The sequence below is a fragment of the Paenibacillus germinis genome (assembly GCF_013141785.1).
In the GTDB taxonomy this organism is placed as follows: Bacteria; Bacillota; Bacilli; order Paenibacillales; family NBRC-103111; genus Paenibacillus_E; species Paenibacillus_E phytorum.
Window position 1 is genome coordinate 1 of sequence record NZ_WHOC01000102.1, and the last position, 4,286, is coordinate 4,286.

Here is a 4,286-nt window from a genome sequence, read left to right on the forward strand (position 1 = left end):
GACGAAAGCACGTTTCGCGGATTGCTGAAAACCATGACATGGAGCCACCTCATTCAACTGATTGCAATCAATCAGGAACTGCTTCGCCGTAAAGCGAGGCTAGAGGGCAAACGGCTTATTTGGATCGACATTGACGACAAGGTCATCACGCTCTTCGGAGAGCAGGAAGGCGCGACGAACGGCTACAACCCTCACTACCACGGACGTCCTTCATACAAGGTTCTCGTCGCTTTTGTAGCAGGAACGGAGATGATCGACCGGGCAGAAATTCGTGGAGGAAAGCAAAACATGGTTTTTAAAGGATCAGCCGACAAAAATGAAATATCAGAAGCGCTCGACTTGTTAAAAGGTATTGCTCATGCTGCGGTCAGACGTCAGTTTAATCAGAAGCAAGCAGGAGAGGATACGTATGTTGATCTGCTGGATAAACTCATCCAATTTTATGCGCTTCCTCATAGTATCCTACGGGTGATATTGTCAATTATAAAAACCTGATCTCGTCCGATCGGCTTTACGCTATGTCGGGAAACAATAAGACCATTGTTAATTATCTAACGTTTATTCAAAATTTGGATGTCTGGATTGTGTTCATCTGGATTTTCAGCGTATTAGTAAAGCTTTCGATCTACTTGTTCATCAACAGTTATGGAATAGCGCAATTGATTGGAGTCAATAAATGGTGGAAGATGCTTATATTTACAGTTCCCGTCATTTTCGCAATCTCCTTAATACCTGCGAATATCTTTGGGATATTGGATTATGCCAGCCTTGTCTGGACGACATTTATTTTTCCGATTTTCATCGTCGGTTTGCCTATATTATTTCTATCGTTAGTCTGATTAGGGGCCGACAAATGCAAGAGGTGTAATCCATTTCCTACTCGTATATATATCAAGACATAGATCTTACTCATTGACATGTGTATAATATGGTTATTGTACCAACGGGTAGGAGGACATGCATTGAACAAAGTAGATCAGGTCATCATAGGTTTCAGGGACTTATATAACAAGCTGGTTTGGCTGAATAAGGATAAGATGGAAGCCAGTCTGAAGGGTTATAAGTCTTCTGAAGTACATTGCATCGAATACATTGAAAAAAATGCAGATTCCAACGTGACGCAACTTGCGGAATCCTTTTATATGACACGCGGTGCCATAAGTAAATTAACACAGAAGCTTATCAATAAAGGCCTTATCGAAAGCTACCAGAAGTCGGATAACAAGAAAGAAATTTATTTTAAGCTTACTGATCAAGGGAGAGTCATTTATAACATCCATGAGGACCTGCACAAAGAGTTTCAAGAGCGGGATAAAGCCGTATATGAGCAGATAACCGCGGAGCAATTTGATAGTATGCTTAGCTTCGTGGAAAAGTATAATAGGCATTTGGACGCAGAAATAAAGGAATTGGGTAAAGATATGAAATCAGAATCCATTTGAATCATGAAAATGAAACCGCAGGCAGCCGGGCTCCTATTAGGAGATTGTGCTGCCTTTATATTTCTGTATTTTTGTTGACAAGTAAACAAAATTAAGATAGGATATGTTTGTTTCCGCGGAATCAAAACGACAATCTTAAGGAGAGGATTTATATGTCCCTATCTAGATCACACAATGAGCAAAACACAGAACAAACTGTGGATAAACATGCTTTACTTTTCGGTCTTATCTCTGTATTTCTATGCGGAATAGGCTTCAGTATCATAGCACCTGTCGTCCCATTCTTAGTGCAGCCTTATATTAGCAATCCGGGAGAACAAGCAATCGTGGTTACGCTGCTGACCTCTGTATATGCCCTCTGCGTGTTTTTTGCGGCCCCCGTACTTGGCGCTTTGAGCGATAAATATGGCCGTCGACCATTGCTCTTGTTATGCCTTTTGGGTTCTGCAATCGGGTACTTCGTATTTGGCCTAGGAGGGGCCCTATGGATACTATTTGTTGGGCGCATCATAGAAGGTGTAACAGGCGGGAGCATAGGAACGATTTTCGCTTATTTTGCTGACATTATTCCATCAGAACAGCGTACCAAATATTTTGGATGGGTGAGTGCTGTTGTCGGTGTAGGCACCGTCCTTGGTCCAACGCTAGGTGGATTACTGGCCAAGTTTGGTTATGCTACACCCATGTACGTTGGAGCCGTCATTACGTTATTGAATGTTGGTTATGGATTGTTTTTTATGCCGGAGAGCCTTCTCAAGAAGAATAGATTGAAAGAAATCCCCCTTGTAAGACTGAATCCATTTTCACAGCTAGTAAACTTACTCTCCATGAAAAGCTTAAAAAGATTACTTATCTCCGCGTTTTTACTCTGGATACCCAACGGATCATTACAGGCTGTTTTTTCACAATTTACATTGGATACTTTCAGTTGGAAGCCTGCTCTAATCGGACTTATGTTTTCAATTATAGGCGTCCAAGACATCATTTCACAAGGTTTCATTATGCCCAAGCTATTGATCAAACTAAGTGATAAACAGATCGCTATTCTTGGCATGGTTTCGGAGATGATAGGCTACGGGCTAATTGCGCTATCTGCTTTGGTCTCATACTATCCTCTTTTTATCGTAGGCATGTTTATCTTTGGTTTTGGTGATTCGATCTTTGGGCCATCATTCAATGGGATGCTTTCTAAGTCTGTCGATGATAGTGAACAAGGAAGGATTCAAGGAGGCAGCCAATCGATTCAGGCTTTAGCAAGAATGATTGGGCCGATCATTGGAGGTCAAATCTATGTTTCCCTCGGTCATGCCGCTCCTGCATTTATGGGGATAGTCCTTATAGCCGCGGCAATAGCGGTTTTGTATAAGAGAACGAATCATGCACGGTTTTTATAACTTCATTACATGCAATTGGAAAAATCCCTCTCTGATGAGTGAAAATCATATACCTGAAGTCTTAGCTAAGAACCAGCCAACTCCAACAGCATCAGTACCAATACCAACATCAATTGCAACACCATTAGTACCAAAACCAACATCTATACCAAAACCTCTCGTCATTAGTTCTGCTGAATAAGAGCATCCCAAGCCTCGATTAACTAAGGTTACGCTGGGAGCCATCGGTGATGTACTCATCCACGACAAAATTTACTGGGACGCCGAGGCAGAAAGATGGAACTTATCAATTTACTCGTATGTTTGGACAGGTAAAACGTTTCTTAGAACGTCCTGACATGATTGTATCACCACCACAAAATTGTTCATTTTTGCCCAGCTCATTCAAATCAAATCGTATACAGATATTCATCTCAAACTGAATGAAACAACGAAGCTGCAGCAACTACTGGGGCTAGAATCCATAAGTATTTCACAGCTATCACGTAAATTTCGAGATATGGATGAATCCTTGTTGGAGACCGTATTTAAGGATTTAGTCCAGCAGGTGAGTAGCCGTCCGGGTGTCCGTAAGACGAATCAAAAACTAGGTCGCATACACTTGAGTGACTCCTCCACAATTTCGTTATGTCTCATGAAGTATCGTTGGGCCGAGTTCAGGAAAACGAAAGCAGGAATCAAAATACATCAACGAATCATTTATTGCGGGGATGGTATATATCCAGATGAGGCAATTCTGACGCCCGCGAAACCGGCAGATAAAACCCAAATGGATGCGCTCGTTGTCACGGATTCTGATGCGCTGAATATCTTTGATCGCGGATATGTCGATTATTCGCTTCGTCACTCGTTTAAAGTCTAACGCGATCATGGACGTGATTAAGGAAAATACGACGCAACCAAACCCAAACATCTTACGTGAAGCGGTGGTATTACTCGGAGATCAGAAAACGTACCTAATGGAGTCGCCTCTTCGTTTAATCGAATGTTTGGATGGCGAGGGTAATCTGGTTCGCATATTGACGAATGACTTCAATTTAGAAAGTGACGAGATTAGTGAATTGTATCGAAAACGCTGGCAAATCGAACTGTTTTTTAAACATAGATTCGGAAAGTAACTTTCTCAAAAGCTGAAAACCCGCGTCATATCAAGGTTTTTATGTCACAAAAAGTTACTAATTTTTTCGCAGTAAAAACAGGACACCATGCACCTCTTGTCAAATGGTTAAAGTACCCAACAATAACCTGAAGAGGGAGTTTCCTTAGCAACATGGTAGCACAAACGCAGGCTCATGCGCCAGAACAAAAAACACGCAGAGAAAGACGGATTGGAATATTGGCGGAACGCCGCCGCATCAAGAAAATCATGAAAAAACAGCGCAGTGTAACCTTCGACAACGACACCATCACCGAAGCTAGAAACTTCCAGTTTATCGAGTTGTTCAAAGAA

Annotated in this window: 6 protein-coding genes and 2 pseudogenes; 7 read left to right on the top strand and 1 reads right to left on the bottom strand. The window is 41.8% G+C overall.

Features of this window, described 5'->3' with window-relative positions; genetic code table 11:
• From GC102_RS21030 to GC102_RS21045, 4 genes and pseudogenes are all read left to right on the top strand, one after another.
• Positions 1-288, top strand: a pseudogene (locus GC102_RS21030) (IS1380 family transposase); the annotation flags it as partial.
• Positions 289-584: 296 nt separating this feature from the next.
• Entirely contained in the window at positions 585-839 is a 255-nt protein-coding gene (locus tag GC102_RS21035; protein ID WP_171691234.1) for a hypothetical protein, read from the top strand.
• 123 nt (positions 840-962) lie between these two features.
• On the top strand, positions 963-1,442 hold the full coding sequence (locus tag GC102_RS21040; RefSeq protein ID WP_171691235.1) for a MarR family transcriptional regulator: 480 nt from the start codon (positions 963-965) through the stop codon (positions 1,440-1,442).
• Positions 1,443-1,594: 152 nt separating this feature from the next.
• Positions 1,595-2,836: an MFS transporter gene (locus GC102_RS21045; protein ID WP_171691236.1), complete on the top strand. Its 1,242-nt coding sequence runs from the start codon at positions 1,595-1,597 to the stop codon at positions 2,834-2,836.
• 45 nt (positions 2,837-2,881) lie between these two features.
• Here the strand turns inward: GC102_RS21045 and GC102_RS21050 are convergent, their stop codons facing one another.
• Positions 2,882-3,061, bottom strand: a complete 180-nt coding sequence (locus GC102_RS21050) for a hypothetical protein (protein ID WP_171691237.1) — start codon at positions 3,059-3,061, stop codon at positions 2,882-2,884.
• A gap of 289 nt (positions 3,062-3,350) precedes the next feature.
• Between GC102_RS21050 and GC102_RS21055 the strand changes: the two genes are divergently transcribed.
• The 3 genes and pseudogenes from GC102_RS21055 to GC102_RS21065 all read left to right on the top strand — a co-directional run.
• Positions 3,351-3,698 carry a hypothetical protein gene (locus GC102_RS21055; RefSeq protein WP_171691238.1) on the top strand — a complete coding sequence of 116 codons (348 nt, stop codon included), beginning with the start codon at positions 3,351-3,353 and terminating at the stop codon, positions 3,696-3,698.
• 7 nt (positions 3,699-3,705) lie between these two features.
• Complete coding sequence (locus GC102_RS40640) at positions 3,706-3,954, top strand: transposase (RefSeq protein WP_376769397.1); 249 nt, start codon at positions 3,706-3,708, stop codon at positions 3,952-3,954.
• Positions 3,955-4,106: 152 nt separating this feature from the next.
• A pseudogene (locus GC102_RS21065) lies at positions 4,107-4,286 on the top strand (IS1380 family transposase); the annotation flags it as partial.

What these genes read in the sequence shown, in the direction of transcription:
- GC102_RS21045 (WP_171691236.1), top strand. Translation starts at nt 1,595, where the DNA reads ATGTCCCTATCTAGATCACACAATGAGCAAAACACAGAACAAACTGTG.
- GC102_RS21050 (WP_171691237.1), bottom strand. Translation starts at nt 3,061, where the DNA reads ATGGCTCCCAGCGTAACCTTAGTTAATCGAGGCTTGGGATGCTCTTAT.
- GC102_RS40640 (WP_376769397.1), top strand. Translation starts at nt 3,706, where the DNA reads ATGGACGTGATTAAGGAAAATACGACGCAACCAAACCCAAACATCTTA.